The following is an 18,148-nucleotide window of genomic DNA, read 5'->3' as shown; positions in this document are numbered from 1 at the left end:
CGTTGGCCGGGTGCCCTTCGCGGGTGGGTCACGGGTCGTCGTCCACGTGGCGGTGATGTGCGGGGCAGGTCGTCCGGATCGGTCCTACTGGATCGGTTCGGTGCCGAAGACGGCGGTGCGCAGCATCTCGCGAGGTGAGTGGCGAGGGTAGGGCGTCGCCCGGTGCACGAGGCCGGTGTTGTCCCAGATGACGGTGTCGCCCACCTGCCATTCGTGCCGGTAGACCCGTCCGGGCGCCGTCGCGTGGTCGAGCAGGTCCGCCAGCAGCGCCGACCCGGAGTCGGGATCCGTCCCGACGACCCGGCCCGCGCTCACGCCGATCACCAGCGAGCGCCGGCCGTCGCGGTGCGTCCAGACCAGGGGATGCACCGAGGACGGGCGTTGCCGCCAGCGCTCGAGTTGCTCGGGGGTCGGATCGGTGACCACGTGCCGCTGGGAGTACTCCATGGAGTGCACCACCCGGATGGCGGCGAACCGGGCCTTGTCCTCGTCGCCCAGCGCGTCGTAGGCCGCGTAGGTGCTGGCGAACTCGGTCTGCCCACCGGCGAGGGCGACCGCCTTCGCGGACAGGATGGTGGCCTTCTGCGGCGGCTCGCCATGCAGCGGGGTGCAGCCGTCCATGTGCCAGGCGAAGGTGGCCCGCAGATAGTCGGCGGAGGCGTTCTTCGACGTGTCGAGCGTGACCCGGTAGATCCCCGGGACGGGGTGGTGGCCCGGCTCGAGATCGATCTGGCCGAGGCGTCGGCCGAAGGCGACCTGGCTGTGCGGGTCGAGGTCCAGCCCGCGCAACACCAGGACGCCGTAGGTCTCGAGGGCCTCGAGCACCGCGCCGGCGACGGCGTCATCCTGGGCGAGCTGGCGCGCGTCGACGCCGCGCACCTCGGCGCCGACCGTGGCGGCCAGAGGTTCACAGGTAAGTGTCGTCGTCACGGTGTGGGCTCCAGGTGGCGGTCGAAGTAGGCGGTTCCGGCGTCGATGACGCGCGGCTGGTGCCAGACCTCGACGGGCAGGGACACCATGACGAACGAGTACACGAGGTGGAGCAGGTTCTCCTCCGGCTCGGGCAGCGCGTCGAGGGGGAACCGGTCGAGATGGGCCATCGCCTCCCGGACGCGGGGGCGGGCGGCGTCGTAGAACGCCTCCAGCTCGGCCATGGTGCTGCGCAGCCGCTCGGCGTACCGGGCGGGCTCGGTGGGCAGGCACCACCGGGCGGCGAAGGGGGCCAGGTCGGAGAACGTCTCCGGGAGGATCGGGAGGACCGTGGCGCTCCCGGGGATCGCGGGGATCGCGGGGATCGCGTCGCTCATGCGGGGGCTCCCATCCCGTCGCGCAGGTAGGCCTGCACCCAGTCGCCGGTGGTCTTGTGTAGGTGACGCACGGTGATCTCCTGGTCGGACAGCGGCCAACGGCTGACCACCCGGGACTCCAGACCCATCTGGGTGCCGTCGAGGGTGCCGGCGTCCTGCAGGCCGGCCTCCTTGGAGATGACCGCGGTGACCTCGTGCCGGATCCGCTCGCTGGCGTTGCGTGACGGCGGGAAGTAGTACGACATCTCCCACATGTGCGTGCGATGGGACGTCGGCCAGTAGTGGTAGGTCAGGTACCAGCCTCGCTCGTAGAGCAGGATCACGAAGTTCGGGAAGATCTGGAAGTTCGAGATCGACCACGGGTCCAGACCGCCGGGGTTGATCCCGGGCGGCAGGTTGGCCGGGTCGAGCTCGGGGATGTCCGGGCGCTGCCAGGGGCCCATGAGGCCCGCCTCGGTGAGCGGCTCGAGCGGGTACATCTTGTCGTGCGGCAGCTGGTGACGGGGCACGCCCTTCCAGCCGCCGGTGCTGACCAGCCGGTGCGGCCCGTCGATCTGGTAGTGCGGCGCCTTGTAGCCGGTCGCGAAGCTGCGCAGGCTCGGCACCTGCTGCTGCGAGTGCAGCACCGAGGCATGGTAGTACTCCTGGAACGCGTCCAGGTAGATCTTCCAGTTGCTGTTCAGGTCGGCCCGGAACGCGTACCGCTCGGTCACCAGGTGGAACGGATATCCCTCGAGCCCGCGCACCATCGGCCCGAGGAAGTCCGTCAGGGTCTGGCCGGGCTGGTCGGCCAGGTTCACGAAGATGAACCCTTCCCAGACCTCGCAGTGGACCGGCACGAGTGGGAAGTCGCGCCGGTCGAAGTCGAAGAACTCCTCCTCCTGCAGTACGAACGTCAGCTGGCCCTCGAGGGTGTACCGCCAGCCGTGATAACGGCACATGAACTCGCGGCAGACGCCGCTGGTCTCGTCGTTCGGCGTCGTGCCCCACAGCAACTTGTTGCCGCGGTGGCGGCACACGTTGTGGAAGGCGCGGACCTGGCCGGACAGGTCGCGGGCGACGATGACCGAGGTCTTCGCGACCGCGAGGTCCCTGGTGAAGTAGCTGCCCCGTCGCGGCAGCTGCTCGACCCGACCGACGTTCAGCCAGGCCCGCCTGAAGATCGCCTCCCGCTCGAGTTCGTAGAACTCCGGCGAGATGGAGTCCTCGTACGACACGAGCCCGGTGCCCAGTTCCGGGTACCGGCCCGTCCAACTGGCCTCCGCCTCCTTGATGGCACGTGCCATGGCCCAGCCTCCCGTCGAGTCCGCTCTCACTGGTCGAGCGTGTTCTACGACTGACTAACGTTCTCCAAGTGACTAACATAGATGTGCGGTGAATCGCAAGACCTCCGCGGTCGCCGCGAAACGTCCGAACAGTCGTGGCGCCCGGCCGGTGGCCGCGGGAGGCTTGCTGATCGGCGGGGTGGACCTGGCCGCCGCGGCCGTGACCGTGACCCGTCATGGTCGTGGGCATCGAGAACGTGGCCATCGAGAACGTGGCCATCGGATGGCCGCGGGTGCCGTCTTTCCTCTAGTGCAGCCGGTGGAACGAGGCCGGCACAGGGAGTGCTGATGCAGGAACGCAGGCAGCTGTTCGTCGGCGGCCGATGGGTTGCCCCGAGCACCGGCGAGCACATCGAGGTGATCTCGCCGCACAGTGAGAAGCCGGTGGGGCTGGTCGCCGCGGCCGGCACCGCCGACGTCGACCGCGCGGTGGCCGCCGCCCGGGCGGCCTTCGACGAGGGCCCATGGCCCCGTCTCGACCCGGCCGATCGCGCCGCGGCGATCCGGCGCCTGGCCGCGCTCTACGCCGCGCGGGCCGGCGACCTGGCCGAGGCCATCACGGCGCAGCTCGGCGCCCCGATCACCTTCGCCCGCCGGGTCCAGATCGGCCTGCCGACACTGTTGATGACCACGTTCGTCGACCTCGCGGCGGGCTACCCGTGGCAGGAGAGCCGGTCCGGCGTCTACGGGCAGGACGTCCTGCTGCGCCGGGAGCCGGTCGGCGTCGTCGCCGCGGTCGTCCCCTGGAACATGCCGCAGTTCCTCACCGTAACCAAGATCATCCCGGCGCTGCTCGCCGGCTGCACGGTCGTGCTCAAGCCCGCACCCGAGTCGCCGCTGGACGCGCTGCTGCTCGCCGACCTGTTCGAGCAGGCCGACCTGCCACCCGGCGTCGTGAGCGTGCTGCCCGCCGAGCGGGAGGTCAGCGCCTATCTCGTCGGTCATCCCGGCATCGACAAGGTCTCGTTCACCGGGTCGACCGCGGCGGGCCGACAGGTCGCCGCGGCCTGCGCCGCGAACCTCACCCGGGTCAGCCTCGAACTCGGCGGGAAGTCGGCGGCCATCGCGCTGCCCGACGCGGACCCCGTCGCGGTGGCCAAGGCCGTCCGCCTCTCCGGGCTGGGCATGGCCGGCCAGGTCTGCAACGCGCTGACCCGCGTGCTCGCCCCCGTGGATCGCATGGACGAGTACGCGGACGCCCTCGCCGCGCAGCTGTCGGCCATCCGGGTCGGCGACCCGGCCGATCCGGGAACCCAGATGGGGCCGCTGGTGACCAGCCGGCAGCGGGATCGGGTGCGCGGCTATATCGACACCGGCGTGCGAGAGGGCGCGCGTCTGGTCACCGGCGGCAGCGCGGCGCCGGCCGGGGCCGACACCGGGTGGTACGTGGCGCCGACCGTCTTCAGTGACGTCGACCCCGCGATGACCATCGCCCGGGAGGAGATCTTCGGCCCGGTCATCGTGGTCCTGCCCTACCGGGATGAGGACGACGCCGTGCGCCTCGCGAACGACAGCGACTACGGTCTCGCCGGTTCGGTGTTCACCGCGGACACCGACCGCGGTCTGCGGATCGCGAGCCGGGTCCGGACCGGGACCTTCGGTGTCAATCAGGGGTACTCGATGGACCCGGCGGCGCCCTTCGGCGGGGTGAAGAACAGCGGCTACGGCCGTGAACTGGGCCGCGAGGGCCTTGACGGCTACCTCGACACCAAATCAATCTCCGTCGCGGCGCCCTGACCCGACGCGTGTCGCGGCCCCGGACCGTACCCAGGCCCGGGGCCGCGCGGTGGTGACGGCGAAACCGGCGATGTACTCGGGTGTCGCCCGGTAGTAGCGGTATCCCACCTCGTACGGGCCGGCCGCGGCCAGCGCCGCGTACGCGGCGACCCAGGTCCGGATCTCCTGCGCGCCGCAGCCACGGGCCCCGATCTCGGCCTCGGTCCAGCTGTCGGTGTCGGCGAGGCGTCCCTGCCCGAGCAGGTCGAGGAACGCCTCGTCCCAGTCCGGGTCCAGCGGCAGGCGGTCACTGGTGCCGGCGGCCAGGCGCAGGCCCTCGGCGATCGCCCCGGCGTGTTTGCCCGCCGCCTCCTGCTCGGTCAGGGCCCGGCCGGAGACGAGCCGCTCGGCGACGGGCACGGGGGCGGAGTCGAGCCTGGGCACCGGCGGGTCGTGGGAGAGCCCGCCCGAACCGACGACGAGGACCCGTTCGTCCCGGGACTCGAAGAACCGCCCGATCGCGGTTCCCAGCGCCCGTGCCCGGGACAGGGGCGCGAGCGGCGGCGCCGCGGCGTTGACGAACACCGGGATCACCGGGCGTGCGTCCAGCGAGCCGAACAACTCCCGCAGCGGCTGTGCGCTCGCGTGGTCGACCTGCATCCGGTAGGAGACCGTCAGGTCGACCCCCGCGGCGAGGACCTCGGTGGCAAGCTCGCGGGCCAGGGCCTGCGGCACGTCCAACCGGCCCGCGGGGCTGGCGTAGTCCCCGACCGCGGTGGCGGACAGGCCCAGGCAGAACGGCGGCATCTGCCGGTAGAAGAACCCGTTGAAATGGTCCGGCGCGACCACGACGACGATGTCGGGATCGACGCTGGCGGCGAAGGCGCGGGCCGCCGCCAGCGCCGCGCGCACGGATGACTCCAGCTCGTCCTGCTGACGGGTGATGTCAAGCAGAGGGCTGTGCGACATACAGCAGAGCGCGAGCGGCATCGCTTTCCCCGTTCCCCGAGGCGCCGGCATCCGCGGCGGCCTGGTCGTCTCGGCCGGCCTGGTCGTGACTGCCGGCCTGGTCGTCTCGGCTGGCCTGGTCGTCTCGGCCGGCCGCGTCGGCGCCGGCGTCGATCCCGTCGTCCTCGACGTCGGCCGGCAGATCGCCCCAGGCGTCCCGGATCGTCGCGAGCAGGCCGACCAGCTGCCGGGTCTGCTCGGGCCCGAGCCCGAGCCGCGCGTACAGCCCACCGCTCAGCCGCTCGATCGCGTCGCGGATGCGCTCCCGGCCGGCGTCGGTGATCCGCGCCAGCGTGACGCGGCGGTCGCCGCGGTGGGCCTCGCGGGTCAGGAGTCCCTGCCGCTCCAGCTTGTCGACCAGGCCCGTGACGCTCGCCTGGCGCAGCTGCAACGCCCTCGCCAGGTAGGACAGCGAGACGGCGTCCTCGTTGAAGTACAGGACCACCAGCACCTCATAGCGCGCGAACGTCAGTCCGACCGGGGCCAGGATCCGGTCGGCGCGCTGGGTGAGGAGCTGATGGACCCGCAGAAGTGAGGTCACCGCCGTCATTCCGTCGGCGGTGACCGCCCAGCCCTGGTCGACCCACAGGTCGTAGGCCGCCCGGATCGGGTCACGGTGCCAGGGCTTGGGCATCGCGATCAGGCCAGGGCCGGCTGGGTGAAGCCGAGGACGCCGGCCAGGGTGCCGCCGACGATCGCCCGGCGCTCGTCGTCCGGGACGTCGGCGAACTGCGTGCGGATGAGCTCCTGGCTGTGCCGGAAGGTTCCCTCGGCGTGCGGGTAGTCGTTGCCCCAGATGATCGAGCTGACCCCGGTGATGTGGCGGGCGGCGACCGCCGCCGGGTCGTCCTGGAAGGAGATGTGGAACTGGCGCCGCACATACTCGCTGGGCAGCATCGGGTAGGGCCACTTCTCGTTGAGCAGGAACAGCCGCGACATCGTCTGCTGGCCCTCGGCGGTCGCCGGGGCCTCGTCGTCCCAGGAGCCGATCCACCAGTCGGTGTCCTGCCCGATGCCGGTGGTCCACGCCTTGTCCATCGCGCCCACCAGCGAGGACAGCCAGTGCGCGTTGAACTCGATCAGGCCGAAGTGCAGCTCGGGGAACCGCTCGGGGACGCCGGCGCCGATCAGCTCGCAGATCAGCTTCTGCGGCACCAGGGTGGACAGCACCGCCTGGGTGTAGAGCCGCTCGGCGGCGGACTTCGCCGTGACCGGCTGGTTCACCTGCCGGGCCGACTCCTTGACCACCCGCATCGTCGACGACGACGGGTTCTTCATCTTCACGCCACCGGTCTGGGTGTGGAAGAAGATCTGCGCGCCGGCGTGCCGCGCCGCCTCCCAGACCCGGTCGAGCGCGGGGTCCCAGTAGGTGGTCGGCGGGACGCCCGGCAGCAGCAGCGCCCGGAAGCCGGCGCCCGTCACCCGCTCGATCTCGGCGACGGCGTCGTTGACGTCGGTGAGCGGGATCGGGCAGGTCGGGCGGATCCGGTCCGCGAACGGCAGGAACCGCTCGACCAGGTAGCTGTTGTAGACCCGGGCGTGCGCCATCGACAGCTCGTGGTCGTCCGAGTAGAGCCCGAAGATCGACAGGTTCGGGTGCATCAGCGTCGCGTCGATGCCGTCGAGGTCCATGTCCTCGAGGATCCGTTCGGGATCGCCCTCGGGCATACGGCCGCCGGTCTGCCGGTAGCGGGAGATCGTCCAGCCCTCGAAGCCCGGCGTGTGCAGGCGTCGGTAGATCCGTGGGCCGCCTTCGACCAGCGGCTCCACCTCGAAGTCCTCCTCCCACACCGCTCGGTCGCGAAGATGCGCCGGCAGGCGGGTGCGGAACAGGTCCGTGGGCTCGAGCACGTGCGAGTCCGCCGAGACGACGAAGTCCTTGGTCATGTCACACCACCCGTTCGGGTCGGGGTTGTACCGACCGGTCAAGGTGATTCTGGCCCCAGCGCATGGTCAGAGTCAAGACAGTTTGACACCAAACCTTCAGCCACCAAAGTTACCTTCCGTGGTGGCGCGATGGGCTGACGAGGATCGCTCGAGGTCAGAACGGGGGTATCCGCGTTCCGACCTCGGGCGCGATCCGCGGGCCGGTCGAGGAGATCAGGGCTGCCAGCGGTGGATCAGGGCGCGGGCGGCTCACGGTCGGGGGCGGCTCAGGGCGCGGGCGATGACGTTGCGCTGGATCTCGTTGGTGCCCTCGCCGATCTCCAGCACCTTCGCGTCCGCGTAGAACCGCGAGATCGCGGACTCGCGGACGTAGCCGTAGCCGCCGTGGATCTGCACGCTCGCGCTGGCGGCGCGGTTGGCGACCTCGGAGGCGTAGAGCTTGGCCATCGCGGCCTCGGTGGCGAAGGGGCGACCCTGGTCGCCGAGCCACGCCGCCCGGTACACGAGTGCCCGCGCGGCCTCGACCTCGGTGGCCATGTCGGCGAGCTTGTGGCCGATCGCCTGGAACCGGTTGAGCTTGCTGCCGAACTGCTCGCGCTCGCTCGCGTGGCGTAGGGCGAGGTCGAGGGCGGTCTGTGCGAGCGACAGGCCCAGCGCCGCCACGCTGATCCGTCCGGCGTCCAGGACGGCGAGGAACTGGCGCAGCCCGGCACCCTCCTCGCCGATGAGGTGGTCGTCGGGGATCCAACAGTCGCGGAAGACGAGCTCGCGGGTGTCCATGGCGTGCCAGCCCAGCTTGCGCAGGGGCTCGCCCTTGGTGTAGCCGGGGGTGCCGTCAGGGATGAAGAACGTGCCGTAGCGCTTCTGGCCGTCCGGCGAGGTGCCGGTCACCGCGAGGATGGTCACACCGAGGCTGATCGGCGTGCCGGCGTTGGTGATGAACATCTTCGTGCCATTGATCCGCCAGCCCTCGCCGTCGCGCTGCGCGCGGGTGCGGATCGACGCGGCGTCCGAGCCCGCGGTCGGTTCGGTGAGGCCGAAGGCGCCCAGATGGGTGCCGGAGGCGAGCGGGACGAGCCAGCGCTTCTTCTGTTCCGGTGTGCCGAAGACGGCCAGCGGCAGCGACGCGATCGTCGAGTGGGCGTTCCACGCGGCGGCGACCGACTGGTCGGCACCCCCGATGGCCTCCATCACCGCGACGTAGGAGACATAGCCGGCGCCGGCCCCGCCGAACTCCTCGTCCACGAGCATGCCCATGATCCCGAGCTCGGCGAACCGGCCGAACAGCTCGTGCGGGAAGTACTCGCGCTCGCTCCAGTCGGCCGCGTACGGCTCGATTTCCCGGGCCGCGAACGCACGGCAGACGCGTTGCAGGGCGAGTGTCTCCGCGGGGAGATCGAAGTCCATGGCACCGTCCATCGGCAAAGGGTTGTTTTTTGGAACGAGCGGTACAAGAATGGCGCGCTGTCGCCCAATGTCAAGGCATCGGCACGGCGTCCCCGGCATCAGGGCCCGGCGGCGACGCGTGCCCGGGTGGCGGGGAGGAGGGGAGCGGGCGGTGGGTTCCACCGAGGGGAGGGGCGAGGCTGTGCAGTCCGAAGCCGCGCAGTCCGAGGCGGTGCAGTCCGAGGTGGTGCAGCCTGAGCTGGACGCGGCCGCGCTGGGTGAGATGTACCGGCGGATGCGGCTGATCCGGCGGTTCGAGGAGTCGGCGGCGGCGCTCTACCGGGACAGCCGGATCCCCGGCTTCCTGCACCTGTCGATCGGCCAGGAGGCCAGCGCCGTCGGGGCGTGCTGGCCGCTCGACGAGCGGGATGTGATCACCTCCACCCATCGTGGCCACGGGCACTGCATCGCCAAGGGCCTTGACGTCACCGAGATGTTCGCCGAGCTGATGGGCCGCGAGACCGGGACGAACCGGGGCCGCGGTGGCTCGATGCACATCGCCGACCCGCGGCGCGGGATCTTCGGCGCGAACGGCATCGTCGCGGCCGGCCTGCCGATCGCGACCGGCGCGGCCACGGCGGCGCGGCTGCGCGGCACCGGCGGCGTGGTGGTGGCGTTCTTCGGCGACGGCGCGGTGGGGCAGGGAATGTTCCACGAGGCGGTGAACCTCGCCGCGGTCTGGGACCTTCCGGTGATCTTCCTGTGCGAGAACAACCACTACGCCGAGTTCTCGGCGGAGGCCGACCAGCACCGCGCGCCATTGTCCGACCGGGCCCGTGGCTACGGGATCCGGTACGCGCACGTCGACGGCAACGACGTCGTCGCCGTGGCGCGGACGACCACGCGGCTGGTCGCCGAACTGCGCGGCGGGGCCCGCCCGGTGCTGCTGGAGGCCGAGACCTACCGCTGGCACGGCCATTACGAGGGCGACCCCGAGCGGTACCGCGACGCCACCGAGGTCGACACCTGGAAGGCCCGCGACCCGCTGGTCGTCCACGCCCGGCGCCTGGCGCCGCGGCAGGTCGCGGCGATCGACCGCGAGGTCGACGAGCAGATCGACAAGGCGCAGGCCACCGCGTCGAGCGCCGCCGAGCCCGCGCCGGCCACGCTGCACCACTTCGTCACGAGCCCGCGCATCGACCGACCCGAGCCACCCGAGCCCACCGGCGAGGTCTTCCGGACGATGGACGCGGTGCACGATGCGCTCGACCACGAGCTCGCACATGACCCCGACGTCCTTATCGCCGGCATCGACGTCGGTGCCGGCGGCAACGTGTTCGGGCTCACCCGAGGGCTCGCCGCCCGCTATCCCGGCCGGGTGCGCGACACGCCGATCTCGGAGAGCGCCGTCGTCGGGGCGGCGGTCGGCGCGGCGATGGCCGGGATGCGGCCGGTGGTCGAGGTCATGTACCTCGACTTCATCGGCGTCTGCCTCGATCAGATCATGAACCAGGCTGCGAAGCTGCGCTTCATGACCGGCGGTGCGGTGGAGCTGCCGCTGGTCATTCGTACCCAGTTCGGGGCGGGCCGCTCGTCCGGCAGCCAGCACTCGCAGAGCCTCGAGGCACTGCTCGCGCACCTGCCGGGGCTCACCGTGGTCATGCCGTCCACCCCGGCGGACACCTACGGGCTGCTGCGCGCCGCCATCCGCGACCCCAACCCGGTGATCTTCATCGAGAACCGGTTGCTCTACGGCCGCAAGGGGCCACGCCCGGAGCCGGACGCGCTGGTGCCGCTCGGCCGGGCGATCGTGCGCCGGCCGGGCACGGACGTCACGCTGGTGTCCTACTCGCGGATGGTGCACGACTGCCTGTCCGCCGCCGAGGCGCTGGCCGCCGAGGGGATCAGCGTCGAGGTCATCGACCTGCGCACGATCACGCCGTTGGACTACGACACCGTGCTCGCGTCACTGGCCAGGACCAACCGGCTCGTCGTCGCGCACGAGGCGGTGACCCCGTTCGGGGTCGGCGCGGAACTCGCGGCGGCGGCGGTGCGCGAGGGCTTCTGGACGCTGGACGCGCCGGTCATCCGCGTGGGCGCCGAGCCGACTCCGGCGCCGTACGCCCCGTCCCTCGAACATGCCTGGCTGCCGGACGTGGACCGCATCGCCGCCGCTGTGCGCGAGTCGGCCCGTGCCTAACCGAACCGGAGACGTCACGATGACGGAACAGCGAAGCCCGAACGACTCGAGCACTCCGAACGACTCGAGCACTCCGAGGGACTTCAGCACGCTGAACTACTTCCGGGACCGCGATGTCGCGGTCAACCCGTGGGACTACTTCAGCTTCCTGCTGCGCGACCGGCCGATCTGGATCGAGCCGACCTACGGTGTCGCCATGGTCTCGGGCTGGGAGGAGGCGCTGACCATCCTGCGGGACACCGACTCCTTCTCATCCTGCAACATCGTCGCGGGCCCCCGCCCGCCGTTCCCGGTCGAGCTGAAGGGGCAGGGCGACGACATCAGTGCGCTGATCGAGGCGCACCGCGACGCGCTGCCGCAGAGCGACCAGCTGGTCACCTTCGACCCGCCGAAGCACACCGCGCACCGGGCGGTGCTGGCCGGGCTGATCACCCCGAAGCGGCTGAAGGAGAACGAGGAGTTCATGTGGCGGCTCGCCGACCGCCAGCTCGACGCGACCCTCGAGGTGGGCCGGTGCGAGTTCGTCAACGACTTCGCCCAGCCCTACACGCTGCTGGTCATCGCCGACCTGCTGGGGGTGCCCGAAGAGGACCATCAGATGCTGCTGGAGCGGACCGGCATCGGTGAGCTGCCGGGCAGCCTCGCGGAAAAGCACGACTCCCACCACACGCTGGATCCGATCTACGACTACTTCATCGAGCGCATCGGCGAGCGCCGCGCCGCGCCCCGCGGCGACGTCCTCACCGGCATGGCGCAGGCGACGTTCCCCGACGGCACCACGCCGGACCTGCTCGACGTCGCCCGGATCGGCGCCAACATGTTCGCCGCCGGCCAGGAGACCACCGTGCGGTTGCTCGGCGCCTGCCTGCAGATCCTCGGCGACGACCCCGAGCTGCAGCGCCAGCTGCGCGACGACCGCGAGCTCATCCCGCGGTTCGTCGAGGAGACGCTGCGCCTGGAGTCGCCGATCAAGGGTGCGTTCCGCCTGGTCCGCAAATCGACGCGGGTCGGGGGCGTGGACCTTCCCGCCGGCACGGTCGTGCTGCTGATGAACACCGCGACCGGCCGGGACCCCCGCCAGTTCGACCAGCCGGACGAGCTGCGCCTGGAGCGGGCCAACTCCCGCCGGCACCTGGCGTTCGGCCATGGCACGCACACCTGCGTCGGCGCGCCCCTGGCCCGCTCGGAGGTGCGGGTCGTGCTGGAGCGGCTGTTCGACCGCACGTCCGAGATCGCGATCTCCGTGCAGGAACACGGGCCGGTCGGTGCCCGGCGCTACGAGTACATGCCCACCTACCTGTTCCGCGGCCTGACCCGGCTGCATGTGGAGCTGACCGGTGTCGCGTGACACCCGCCGCGACGGCACGGTCCGGCCGGCCGCGAACCGACCGGCCGCGAACCGACCGGCCGCGAACCGGCCGGCGGAGCGCGACCGGTCCGGTGTGGACCAGCTCAGCGCCGCCTGGACAGGTGCGGCCAGGAGGCGACGGGCCAGGAAACTGTGGGCCAGGAAACGGTGGGCCAGGACCATGACGAGAGGAACGGCGGTGGCACGCGAGATCCGGATCGACCGGGACCGGTGCATGGGGTCCGGGCAGTGCATGCACTATGCGCCGGCGGTCTTCGGCCAGGACGAGGACGACATCGCGATCGTGCTTGACCCGGACGGCGGCACCGACGCGGCGCTGCTGGACGCCGCCCAGGGCTGCCCGACCACGGCGATCTCGGTCCACGGTGTCTGACGCCGACCGGTACGGGGACTTGCCGGCCGGGTGGCGGGACGGCCCGCGCGGCGGGGCGGTCCAGGCGGACCCGCGGCGCCGGGAAGACCGGGGGGACGCGGAGTCCCGGGCGCCCCGGGACGCGCGGTCGCCGGGCTGGAGCCGGCGATGACCGAGCGGATCGAGATCCCGGCACAGTTCCCCGGCCCTGGAGATGTGCGTGGTCGGCGGGTGGTGCTGACCGGGGCCGGCCGCGGCCTCGGGGAGCTGCTCGCGCACGCGTTCTCCCGTGCCGGCGCCCACCTCTCCCTGGTCGCGCGCACCGAGGCCGACCTCAAGTCGGTCGGGGATGCCCTGCCCGGCCCGGTGCTGCGGTTCAGCGGGGATGTGCGGGACGAGGCCTTCAACGAGTCGGTCGCCGACGCCACGGTGGCCGCCTGGGGCGGGATCGACGTGTGGATCTGCAACGCCGGGATCTCCCCGGCGGTCGGCGGGCCGTTGAAGACCGACCCGGCGGTGTGGCGGGATGTCCTGGACGTCAACCTCACCGGCGCGTTCCTCGGCGCGCGTGCCGCCGCCCGGGTGATGGGCGAGGGCGGCCGGCTCATCTTCACCGGTTCGGTGCTGGGGGAGCGGCCGGCCCGCGGGCTTGCCGCCTACAGCGCGTCCAAGGCGGGGCTGGTGGGAATGTCCAAGGCGCTGGCGTTGGATCTCGCCGCCGCGGGGATCACGGTGAACGTGGTCGCGCCCGGCTGGTTCGACTCGCCCCTGGCCGCCGGTTGGAAGAGCAACGACCGCCTCGAGCAGTCCATCCTGAACCACACGGCCCAGGGCCGCTGGGGCCATCCGGCCGATCTCGCCGGCGCCTACCTGTTCCTGGCCTCCGAGGCGGCCGCGTTCGTCACCGGCGCCGTCCTGTCCGTCGACGGCGGCTACCTGCTGAAATAGCGGGGCCCGGACGGGGCACCGCGGAACAGGGGATCAGATGTCCGATCAGCCACGCGTGGTGGTGCTTCTCGGCGCGGGCGGCGCCCTCGGCAGTGCGCTCGCCCGCAGGTTCGCGGCCGAGGCCGGCACCGCTGTCGTCCTCGGCGACGTGAGCGAGGCGGCCCTGGCCGCGACGGTCGAGAGCATCAACGACGGCGTGGCCGTCGGCGGTGCGGCGGTCGGCGGTGCGGCCGTCGGCGGTACGGCTGGCGGTGGTGGGGCCGTCGGCGGTGTGGCCGTCGACGGTGCGCAGGTGGCGACGGCGCTGGTCGACGTCAGCGAGCGGGAGCAGGTCGAGGCGGTGGTGCGGCTCGCCGTGGAGCGCTTCGGGCGGCTCGACGTGCTCATCAGCAACGCGGGCGTGCTCGCGCCGAACGGGCGCATCCACAACCTCGCGACGGCGGACTGGGATCGCTCCTACCGGATCAACGTCCTGGGGGCGGTCAACGCGGTCCACGCCGCCGTCGGCCCGATGCGCCAGGGCGGCGGCGGGTCGATCGTTCTCACCGCCTCGGTGGCCGGGCTCACCGCCTGGTCGCACGCCGCCCCGTACTGCGTCACCAAGGCCGCCGTCATCCATCTTGCGAAGGTGGCCGCGGTCGAGTACGCCCGCGACCGCATCCGGGTGAACGCGGTCTGTCCCGGCACCTTCCTGTCCGCCATGCACGAGACGTTGCCGGCGACCGCGGTGGAGGCGATCGCGGCGAAGCATCCGCTCGGCCTCGGCACACCCGGCGATCTCGTCGGCGCCTACGCCTACCTCGCCAGCGACGCCGCACGGTGGACGACGGGCTCGGCCCTCGTCGTCGACGGAGGCTACGCGGCGCCGTGACCGGGATCCGCCAGCGGGCCAGGCACGGGGCCGCTGGCGATGCCGCGCACGAAGATGTCCGCGTACTGCGCCGCCAGATCCTCGACGGCGACCCGTCCGTCGGTGCGCATCCACAGGTATGTGTAGTTGTGCATGCCGAGCCATGCCTTGGATGCCATCGGGGCGTCGATGGCCCGGAAGTCCCCGGAGCGTCGGCCCTCCTCGAGGACCTGCTCGACGCGGGTCTCGTACTCCCGGCGCCGGTCCCGGAACGTCTCGGCGTTGGTGCCGGTCAGTGCCGGGAACTCGTGCAGGAAGACCCACACGTGGTCGGGGTAGCGGTGGATGACGTGGAGCAGCTCGGTGCCGAGGCGCGCGAGCCGCTCGGGCGGTGTGCCCCCGGCCGTGGCCACCCGGTCGGCACCGAGCATCACCTCGTCCATCACCCGGTCGTGGATCGCGACGAGCAACTGCTCCTTGGAGCCGATGTAGTAGTACAGCGCGCCCTTGCCGACCTCGTTGGCCTCGCAGAGCTCCGCGGTGCTGGTGGCGTGGAATCCCCGCCGGGCGAAGACGCGCGCGGAGGTGTCGATGATCGCCCTGCGCCGGAGCTCCCACTTGGCGCTGCGCCGAACCTGGACATCGGTCATGGCGGTTGACATCGCTCCGTTTCGCCGGCCGGCACTGGCTGCGTCTTCGTGGGCCAGAATACGCGGGTCCAGAAGTTGACCGACCGGTACAAACAAGGCTAGGTTCGCCGGGACGGAAGGCGGCCGGTCCCAGGACGTGCGCGGACCGTCCGCCCCGCGGGTCTCGCGCGCGGCACCGCGGGGCCGGTCCCCGGGGCGCGCGGCCGGGCTGGACGCGAGGGAGTAACGGTGGCGAAGCGCTGGAAGCAACGTCCGGACGGCTCCACCTGGGGTGACTGGGGCGACGACGACGAGCTCGGCCGGATCAACCTGGTCACGTCGGAGAAGGTGCTCGAGGGCGTGCGGGAGGTGCGGGCGGGCCGGTCGTTCTCGCTGAGCCTGCCGCTGGACCTGCCCGGCGGCAGCTCGCTGAACCAGCGTCGCTACCCGCCGATCCTGCGCCCCACCGAGGACCTCGCCCGCAAGCCCGACACCTTCTACAACGTCGTCGCTCGGGACTCGATCCACCGCTCGTTCACCGACCTGTGGTCCGACGACGTCGTGACGCTCTGGCTGCAGTACTCGACGCAGTGGGACGCGCTCGTCCACCAGGGCGCGCTGTTCGACGCGGACGGCGATGGCGTCGCCGAGCCGGTGTACTACAACGGCTTCCGCCCTGGCGAGGACGTCGTCGGGCCGGCGCCCGACGCCAAGGGCGACGGCAGCGGCAGTGTGAGCTTCGCCCGCCGCCTGGGCCTGGAGCACATGGCCGCGCACGGCGTGCAGGGCCGGGCCGTACTGATCGACATCGCGCACCATCTCGACCACACCGAGGAATGGCGCCCGGTCGGCTGGCGGACGCTGCGCGACATCATCGACGCCGACGGGGTGGAGGTGCGGCCCGGGGACATCGTGCTGCTGCACACCGGGTTCGCGACGAAGATCCTCGAGTGGAACGGCCAGCCCGACGCCGCCCGCATCCAGGCGATGTACCCGTACCTCGACGCGATGGACGACGACGTGCTCGCGTGGATCGTCGAGTCCGGGATGTCGGCACTGGTCGCCGACAACTACGCCGTCGAGGGCTGGGCCCCCGCGAGCCGCGAACCGCACACCCTGCTGCCGATCCACCACCTGTGCCTGTTCAAGCTCGGTGTGCCCCTCGGCGAGCTGTGGTACCTGCACGAGCTCGCCGCCTGGTTGCGCGCCCACGGTCGCACCAGCTTCCTGCTCACCGCCCCGCCGCTGCGCCTGCCCGGCACCGCCGGCAGTCCGCTCACCCCCGTCGCCACCGTGTAGCCCGGATCGCGTGTCCGGGCGGTCGGGTAGCCCGGACACGCGGTCCACGGCGACGCCGTGGCTCTGGGCCGGCCGTCAGCGGGGCCAGCCCTCAGCCAGGCTGGGGCGGCCGTCAGCGGGGCCAGCGGCCCCAGCCTGGCTGCTACACGGGCTGGCCGTCGGGCTGGTCAATGAGGGCGCGCAGCTCGCGCTTGAGGATCTTGCCCGACGGATTGCGGGGGAGCGCGTCGACGAAGGTGACGGCGCGGGGCACCTTGAACCGGGCGAGCTGGCCGCGGCAGTGTTCCAGGAGTTCCTGCTCGGCGACGCCGGATCCAGGGCGCAGCGCGACGAACGCCACCGGAACCTCGCCCCAGCGGGGGTCGGGCCGACCGACCACGGCAGCCTCGCGCACGTCGGCGTGCTCGTAGAGCACCCGCTCGACCTCGGAACCGGCGATGTTCTCGCCACCGGAGAGGATCATGTCCTTCAGTCGGTCGACGATGAAGACGTAGCCGTCGGCGTCGCGCACGCCGATGTCGCCGGTGTGGAACCAGCCGCCGGCGAAGGCGCGCTCGGTCGCCGCGGGGTCGCGCCAGTATCCGCGGAACACCTTCGGCCCGCGCAGGACGATCTCGCCGGACTCGCCCGCCGGCAGCGGACGGCCCTGCGCGTCCCAGATGTCGAGCTCCAGGTACAGGCAGGTGCGGCCGACACTGCCGCGCTTGGCGCGGATGGACGCGGCGTCCAGGAAGGTGTCGCCGGAGACCGTCTCGGTCAGGCCGTAGGCGTCGGCGAACCAGGCTGACGGGAAGATCCGCTCGATGCGGTCGATGAGGGGAAGCGGCATCTTCTCGCCGCCGCCGATGAGCAGGCGGACCGAGGACAGGTCGCGCGTCTCGATGCCGGGTAGGTCCAGGATGGCGCGGACCATCGCCGGGGCCAGCCAGACCACGGTGATCCGGGCCGACTCGATGTCGTCGACCACCCGGGCGGCGTCGAACACCGGGTGGACGTGGGTCGATCCGCCCGCCGAGATGATCGACGTGGTCACCAGGTCGAGCGCGCCCACATGGTAGAGCGGGCCGCAGGCCAGACCGATGTCCGCGCCGGTGAGGCCGAACTCGGCGGTGTGCGCGTAGTTCTTCCACGCGAGGTTGGCGTGGGTGATCATCACGCCCTTGGGGCGCCCGGTCGTGCCGGAGGTGTACATGAGCCGCTGGAGGTCGTCGCCGGCGGCTGGGGCGCGTTCGACCGGCGGGGCCGTGCCATCGGCGACGTCGTCGAGGCGCACCCAGCCGGCCCGGTCCTGGCGCCCGATCAGGACGCGATCGAGGGCCGGGAGCGCCCGCGCGGCGTCGGCGCCGAGCGCGGCCAGTTCGGCGTCCGCGACCAGGACGCGGGCCTGCGCGTGCTCAAGGATGTAGGCGAGTTCCGGCGCGGCGAGCCGCCAGTTCAGCGGCATCACGACCGCGCCGAGGTGGTTCGCGGCGAAGATCGTCGTCAGGAAGTCGATACTGTTGTGGGCGAGCAGCGCCACGACGTCACCCGCCGCGACGCCCCGGACCCGCAGGCCGGCGGCGATGGCGGCGGCCCGGTCGAGGGCACCCCGGTAGCTGACGACGTCGCCGTCCTGCACGGCGAACGGCCGGTCCGGGGTGCGGGCCGCATGGTGCTCGAGAACGCCGACCCAGTTCATGTCCGCGGTGCTCATCTCGCCTGCCTCGGCTTCTTCCGGACCGACCTCACCTTGGCCGGCCTCACCTTGGCCGACCTGATCCTGACCGACCGGTACAAACAACGTGACCGTAGTCCGATCGGGCCGGCGGTTCAACGACTGGCCACGCCGATCCCGCGGCGGTACCGGTCGCGGCGACCCGTGTCCCATCCCCG

The 18,148-nt window shown here is 71.8% G+C and carries 16 protein-coding genes; 7 read left to right on the top strand and 9 right to left on the bottom strand.

Annotated elements, in window-relative coordinates:
• Nucleotides 1-84: 84 nt before the first annotated feature.
• The 3 genes from MXD95_RS12605 to MXD95_RS12595 are packed head-to-tail and all read right to left on the bottom strand — an operon-like array spanning nucleotide 85 to nucleotide 2,593.
• Nucleotides 85-930, bottom strand: coding sequence for a TauD/TfdA dioxygenase family protein (locus MXD95_RS12605; protein ID WP_250640778.1), 846 nt, complete (start codon nucleotides 928-930; stop codon nucleotides 85-87).
• Nucleotides 927-1,307 (bottom strand): hypothetical protein, encoded by a 381-nt coding sequence (locus MXD95_RS12600; protein WP_250640777.1) that lies wholly within the window; start codon nucleotides 1,305-1,307, stop codon nucleotides 927-929. The genes MXD95_RS12605 and MXD95_RS12600 overlap by 4 nt, the downstream gene beginning before the upstream one ends.
• Complete coding sequence (locus MXD95_RS12595) at nucleotides 1,304-2,593, bottom strand: aromatic ring-hydroxylating oxygenase subunit alpha (RefSeq protein WP_250640776.1); 1,290 nt, start codon at nucleotides 2,591-2,593, stop codon at nucleotides 1,304-1,306. Before MXD95_RS12595 ends, MXD95_RS12600 begins: the two co-directional genes overlap by 4 nt.
• A gap of 327 nt (nucleotides 2,594-2,920) precedes the next feature.
• On the opposite strand from MXD95_RS12595, the gene MXD95_RS12590 reads away from it, so the two are divergent.
• Nucleotides 2,921-4,369 carry an aldehyde dehydrogenase gene (locus tag MXD95_RS12590; protein ID WP_250640775.1) on the top strand — a complete coding sequence of 483 codons (1,449 nt, stop codon included), beginning with the start codon at nucleotides 2,921-2,923 and terminating at the stop codon, nucleotides 4,367-4,369.
• On the opposite strand, the gene MXD95_RS12585 is transcribed toward MXD95_RS12590, so the two are convergent.
• The 4 genes from MXD95_RS12585 to MXD95_RS12570 form a co-directional block, all read right to left on the bottom strand.
• Nucleotides 4,346-5,317, bottom strand: coding sequence for a 3-carboxyethylcatechol 2,3-dioxygenase (locus MXD95_RS12585; RefSeq protein ID WP_308301485.1), 972 nt, complete (start codon nucleotides 5,315-5,317; stop codon nucleotides 4,346-4,348). The genes MXD95_RS12590 and MXD95_RS12585 overlap by 24 nt on opposite strands.
• The gene (locus MXD95_RS12580; RefSeq protein WP_250640773.1) at nucleotides 5,295-5,990 is read right to left on the bottom strand and encodes a MarR family winged helix-turn-helix transcriptional regulator; all 696 of its coding nucleotides are present in this window, start codon (nucleotides 5,988-5,990) and stop codon (nucleotides 5,295-5,297) included. The genes MXD95_RS12585 and MXD95_RS12580 overlap by 23 nt, the downstream gene beginning before the upstream one ends.
• Nucleotides 5,991-5,995: 5 nt before the next feature.
• Entirely contained in the window at nucleotides 5,996-7,243 is a 1,248-nt protein-coding gene (locus tag MXD95_RS12575; RefSeq protein WP_250640772.1) for an amidohydrolase family protein, read from the bottom strand.
• A 249-nt stretch (nucleotides 7,244-7,492) separates the two neighbouring features.
• On the bottom strand, nucleotides 7,493-8,650 hold the full coding sequence (locus tag MXD95_RS12570) for an acyl-CoA dehydrogenase family protein (protein ID WP_250640771.1): 1,158 nt from the start codon (nucleotides 8,648-8,650) through the stop codon (nucleotides 7,493-7,495).
• Nucleotides 8,651-8,831: 181 nt separating this feature from the next.
• Between MXD95_RS12570 and MXD95_RS12565 the strand changes: the two genes are divergently transcribed.
• The 5 genes from MXD95_RS12565 (at nucleotide 8,832) to MXD95_RS12545 (ending at nucleotide 14,369) form a co-directional block, all read left to right on the top strand.
• Nucleotides 8,832-10,829 carry an alpha-ketoacid dehydrogenase subunit alpha/beta gene (locus MXD95_RS12565; protein WP_250640770.1) on the top strand — a complete coding sequence of 666 codons (1,998 nt, stop codon included), beginning with the start codon at nucleotides 8,832-8,834 and terminating at the stop codon, nucleotides 10,827-10,829.
• 19 nt (nucleotides 10,830-10,848) lie between these two features.
• A complete protein-coding gene (locus MXD95_RS12560) occupies nucleotides 10,849-12,177 on the top strand; it encodes a cytochrome P450 (RefSeq protein WP_250640769.1) in 1,329 nt (442 codons plus the stop codon).
• A 199-nt stretch (nucleotides 12,178-12,376) separates the two neighbouring features.
• Entirely contained in the window at nucleotides 12,377-12,571 is a 195-nt protein-coding gene (locus MXD95_RS12555) for a ferredoxin (RefSeq protein WP_250640768.1), read from the top strand.
• A 147-nt stretch (nucleotides 12,572-12,718) separates the two neighbouring features.
• A complete protein-coding gene (locus tag MXD95_RS12550) occupies nucleotides 12,719-13,498 on the top strand; it encodes an SDR family NAD(P)-dependent oxidoreductase (protein ID WP_250640767.1) in 780 nt (259 codons plus the stop codon).
• A gap of 37 nt (nucleotides 13,499-13,535) precedes the next feature.
• Nucleotides 13,536-14,369, top strand: coding sequence for an SDR family NAD(P)-dependent oxidoreductase (locus MXD95_RS12545; protein WP_250640766.1), 834 nt, complete (start codon nucleotides 13,536-13,538; stop codon nucleotides 14,367-14,369).
• Here MXD95_RS12545 and MXD95_RS12540 read toward each other — a convergent pair.
• A complete protein-coding gene (locus tag MXD95_RS12540; protein WP_250640765.1) occupies nucleotides 14,354-14,998 on the bottom strand; it encodes a TetR/AcrR family transcriptional regulator in 645 nt (214 codons plus the stop codon). The genes MXD95_RS12545 and MXD95_RS12540 overlap by 16 nt on opposite strands.
• Before the next feature lie 228 nt (nucleotides 14,999-15,226).
• On the opposite strand from MXD95_RS12540, the gene MXD95_RS12535 reads away from it, so the two are divergent.
• Nucleotides 15,227-16,276 (top strand): cyclase family protein, encoded by a 1,050-nt coding sequence (locus tag MXD95_RS12535; RefSeq protein ID WP_250640764.1) that lies wholly within the window; start codon nucleotides 15,227-15,229, stop codon nucleotides 16,274-16,276.
• A 142-nt stretch (nucleotides 16,277-16,418) separates the two neighbouring features.
• Here MXD95_RS12535 and MXD95_RS12530 read toward each other — a convergent pair whose 3' ends face one another.
• Complete coding sequence (locus MXD95_RS12530; RefSeq protein WP_250640763.1) at nucleotides 16,419-17,969, bottom strand: acyl-CoA synthetase; 1,551 nt, start codon at nucleotides 17,967-17,969, stop codon at nucleotides 16,419-16,421.
• Nucleotides 17,970-18,148: the final 179 nt, after the last annotated feature.

This window comes from Frankia sp. AiPa1 (genome assembly GCF_023243075.1).
Taxonomy (GTDB): Bacteria; Actinomycetota; Actinomycetes; order Frankiales; family Frankiaceae; genus Frankia.
This window is presented reverse-complemented; position numbering and strand designations above follow the sequence as displayed.

Bases quoted from the DNA above. Each gene is read 5' to 3' on its own strand.
- MXD95_RS12550 (WP_250640767.1), top strand. From the start codon at position 12,719: ATGACCGAGCGGATCGAGATCCCGGCACAGTTCCCCGGCCCTGGAGAT.
- MXD95_RS12600 (WP_250640777.1), bottom strand. From the start codon at position 1,307: ATGAGCGACGCGATCCCCGCGATCCCCGCGATCCCCGGGAGCGCCACG.
- MXD95_RS12590 (WP_250640775.1), top strand. From the start codon at position 2,921: ATGCAGGAACGCAGGCAGCTGTTCGTCGGCGGCCGATGGGTTGCCCCG.
- MXD95_RS12545 (WP_250640766.1), top strand. From the start codon at position 13,536: ATGTCCGATCAGCCACGCGTGGTGGTGCTTCTCGGCGCGGGCGGCGCC.
- MXD95_RS12580 (WP_250640773.1), bottom strand. From the start codon at position 5,990: ATGCCCAAGCCCTGGCACCGTGACCCGATCCGGGCGGCCTACGACCTG.
- MXD95_RS12585 (WP_308301485.1), bottom strand. From the start codon at position 5,317: ATGTCGCACAGCCCTCTGCTTGACATCACCCGTCAGCAGGACGAGCTG.
- MXD95_RS12570 (WP_250640771.1), bottom strand. From the start codon at position 8,650: ATGGACTTCGATCTCCCCGCGGAGACACTCGCCCTGCAACGCGTCTGC.
- MXD95_RS12540 (WP_250640765.1), bottom strand. From the start codon at position 14,998: ATGACCGATGTCCAGGTTCGGCGCAGCGCCAAGTGGGAGCTCCGGCGC.
- MXD95_RS12560 (WP_250640769.1), top strand. From the start codon at position 10,849: ATGACGGAACAGCGAAGCCCGAACGACTCGAGCACTCCGAACGACTCG.
- MXD95_RS12575 (WP_250640772.1), bottom strand. From the start codon at position 7,243: ATGACCAAGGACTTCGTCGTCTCGGCGGACTCGCACGTGCTCGAGCCC.
- MXD95_RS12530 (WP_250640763.1), bottom strand. From the start codon at position 17,969: ATGAGCACCGCGGACATGAACTGGGTCGGCGTTCTCGAGCACCATGCG.
- MXD95_RS12595 (WP_250640776.1), bottom strand. From the start codon at position 2,593: ATGGCACGTGCCATCAAGGAGGCGGAGGCCAGTTGGACGGGCCGGTAC.